Below are 235 nucleotides of genomic sequence, written 5' to 3'. Positions count from 1 at the left end.
ACTTTGCTGGTCATGATCAATGCAGCGCGCGAGGCGTCCATCAGAGTCTGTGCCCAGGTTTGGATCCAGAAAGCTGCTGCGGTGGAGAGCACCGCGGTGAAGATGATTGCCACCCAAACATCAGAGGTCGGCGGTGGCTGGTAGCCATCGGTAAGAGCAAAGCCCCAGCAGACCAAGGCAACCGCTGCGATCTGCACCATCGCGAAACGGTAGGCATTTCGTCCATGTCCATACT

The 235-nt window shown here is 57.4% G+C and carries 1 protein-coding gene; it reads right to left on the bottom strand.

Annotated elements, in window-relative coordinates; translation table 11 throughout:
• Window positions 1-200 (bottom strand): EamA family transporter (locus tag Q4528_RS16190; RefSeq protein ID WP_303522794.1); only part of this gene is annotated, 200 nt, incomplete at its 3' end.
• Window positions 201-235 lie beyond the last annotated feature (35 nt).

The sequence above is a fragment of the Staphylococcus pasteuri genome (genome assembly GCF_030547725.1).
GTDB classification, from domain to species: Bacteria; Bacillota; Bacilli; order Staphylococcales; family Staphylococcaceae; genus Staphylococcus; species Staphylococcus pasteuri.
Note: the sequence above shows the minus strand (reverse complement) of the source record. Positions and strands in the feature narration are given on the sequence as shown.